Annotated in this window: 3 protein-coding genes; all 3 read right to left on the reverse strand. The window is 73.4% G+C overall.

Going from position 1 to position 2,344, the window contains the following annotated elements; genetic code table 11:
• Positions 1 to 599, reverse strand: a 599-nt coding sequence (locus ACTHMS_RS17190; protein WP_440307882.1) for a YebC/PmpR family DNA-binding transcriptional regulator, incomplete at its 3' end; no start/stop codon positions are given.
• A gap of 56 nt (positions 600 to 655) precedes the next feature.
• Complete coding sequence (locus ACTHMS_RS17195) at positions 656 to 1,168, reverse strand: hypothetical protein (RefSeq protein WP_440307883.1); 513 nt, start codon at positions 1,166 to 1,168, stop codon at positions 656 to 658.
• The coding region (locus tag ACTHMS_RS17200) for a DUF58 domain-containing protein (protein ID WP_440307884.1) at positions 1,165 to 2,344 on the reverse strand (1,180 nt) is incomplete at its 5' end. The genes ACTHMS_RS17195 and ACTHMS_RS17200, both read right to left, overlap by 4 nt.

A 2,344-nucleotide genomic window follows, 5' to 3' on the forward strand; every position in this document is an offset into this window, starting at 1 on the left:
ACCTCGGACGCGGCGCGGTTGCGGTTGTCGGTGAGGCACTCGATCAGCACGGCGACACCGCTGGGCCCGTAGCCCTCGTACATGATCGTCTGCCAGTCGGCCCCGCCGGCCTCGGCGCCGGCGTCGAGCACCGCGGTCAGCACGTCGTCCTCACCGAGGTCGTTCTTCGGCACGAGCACGACACCCTTGCGGCTGAACAGGTACGACACCGAGCCCGGGTCGGCCATCGAGCCGCCGTTGCGGGTCATCGCAGTGCGCACCTCGGACGCGGCGCGGTTGCGGTTGTCGGTGAGGCACTCGATCAGTACGGCGACACCGCTCGGGCCGTAGCCCTCATACATGATCGTCTGCCAGTCGGCGCCACCGGCTTCGGCGCCCGACCCACGCTTGACCGCGCGGTCGATGTTGTCGACGGGGACGGAGTTCTTGCGAGCCTTCTGGATGGCGTCGTACAGCGTGGGGTTGCCGTCGGGGTCACCGCCGCCGGTGCGTGCCGCGACCTCGATGTTCTTGATCAGCTTGGCGAACAGCTTGCCGCGCTTGGCATCGATGACCGCCTTCTTGTGCTTGGTCGTGGCCCACTTGGAATGGCCGCTCACTGCAGTTTCCGTCCTGTCGTCTTCTTCGCCGCAACGTTCATCGCAACCTCTCGATTCTAGCTAGCGGCAGGGCCCCTGCGGCGCACGGCGTACGTGGCGGCGGCGGCGAGGGCGAGCACGCCGACGAGGCCGCCGAACTCGATCCAGGGCGAGCCGGACTGCTGGGGCAGCACTTCGTCGACGGCGATCAGCGCGGCCGCGGCGAGCGCCGGCCAGCCCAGCCGCCGCGTCCAGGCGACCAGGACCGCGCGGTCGACGCGCGCGTCGAGCGGGACGGCCGCGGCGAGGGCGACCGAGACCTGCAGCACGTACAGCGCTGCCGCAGCGGTCGCGGTGCGCTCGACGGGCAGGCTGACCGTCCATCCGGACGCGGTGAGCCAGGCGAGCACGAAGCCGAAGGTGACGGGCAGGCTGCCGACGGTGCGGGGCGCGACGACGGCCCCGGCGAGGCCGCCGACGGTGATAACGGCGGGCAGCGGCGCGACGTGGCCGGGGACGACGACGAGCACCAGCCCCGCGACGACGGCCACCGCGCGGATCGAGACCGGAACGGCGGCGAACCGGCTCATCGCCGCACCCGCGGGGCTGCCGCGGCCCGGCTGAGGCGGGCCAGCACGGTGTTCAGGCTGCCCGCGCCACGCCAGGCGACGGCCGGGATGCCCGCATCGGCAAGCCTGTCCACGTCGAGATCGTGCTGCAGGCGTTGCAGCCGCCAGGCCAGGTCCGGGGTCGAGCCGGGCGGGCCGTCCGGCGTGTACTCGCCGAGGCTGTCGATCACGAGCACCGGGTGACCCGAGCGGGCGAGCTCGACGGCCAGTTCCGGGCGGGCCTGCTCGATCAGCGGGGTGATCAGGATGACCATCGACCGCGGCGCGATCCGGCCGAGCAGCCGGGCCAGGTGCACCGGCAGCCGGCGCCGCCCGGCGGTCGTGTCGACGTCGATCAGCGCGTCGACGATCCGGTTGAGGTGCGCCCGCCCGGCGGCAGGCAGCACCGTGCGCATGGTCTGCCCGTCGTCGACGATGCCAACGCGGTCGCCGGCGCGCAGGTAGTGCTCGGCGATCGCCGCGGCGGCGTGCACCGCGGTGTCGAGGGTGCCGTTGACGCGGGCCGGTTCGTCGCCCGGCACCAGGTCGGTCGAGCTGTCGACCACGAGCATCACGGTCGCGTCGAGGTCGGTCAGCGTCGCCGTCGCGTGCAGCGTCTGGGTGCGCAGCGAGACCGGCCAGTTGATCCGCTTGAGCCGGTCGCCGACCTGGAACGGGCGGATGCCGGCCAGGTCCGTCCCCTCCCCGGGACGGCGTGAGCGGTGGGTGCCGACGATGCCGCTGCTGACCGGAAGCGCATCGCCGACCGAGAACCGCTCGCGATAGGGGACGACCTTGACCGGCCATCCGGTCGCGTCGGTCTGGCGGTAGAACAGGCCCTGCCCGGCCCAGGCGGTCACCCGGGCCGCGCCGACCGACGCGCGCGACCAGCGCAGCGCGGTGACCGGGAACTCCACCTCCCCCGGCGCGCCGTCCGGGGCGGCGGGGACGACCGCGTCCCGGCGACCGCGGCGCCGCAGCCACTCGCCGGGCACGAACGAGACGGTGAGCGCGTCCGTCACCCTCGGCGCGGTCACGCGTACCCGCACGGTGGTCGCCTGGTCCTCGAGCAGCGTGCTCGAGGCCGGCCGCACGCTGACCCGCAGGTCGCCGCCGGGTCTTCTGGCCAGTTGTGCCGCCAGCCAGGTCAGCAACGGG

This window comes from Jatrophihabitans sp., from assembly GCF_051960575.1.
GTDB lineage: Bacteria > Actinomycetota > Actinomycetes > Mycobacteriales > Jatrophihabitantaceae > JBQCEE01.

Bases quoted from the DNA above. Each gene is read 5' to 3' on its own strand.
- ACTHMS_RS17195 (WP_440307883.1), bottom strand. From the start codon at position 1,168: ATGAGCCGGTTCGCCGCCGTTCCGGTCTCGATCCGCGCGGTGGCCGTC.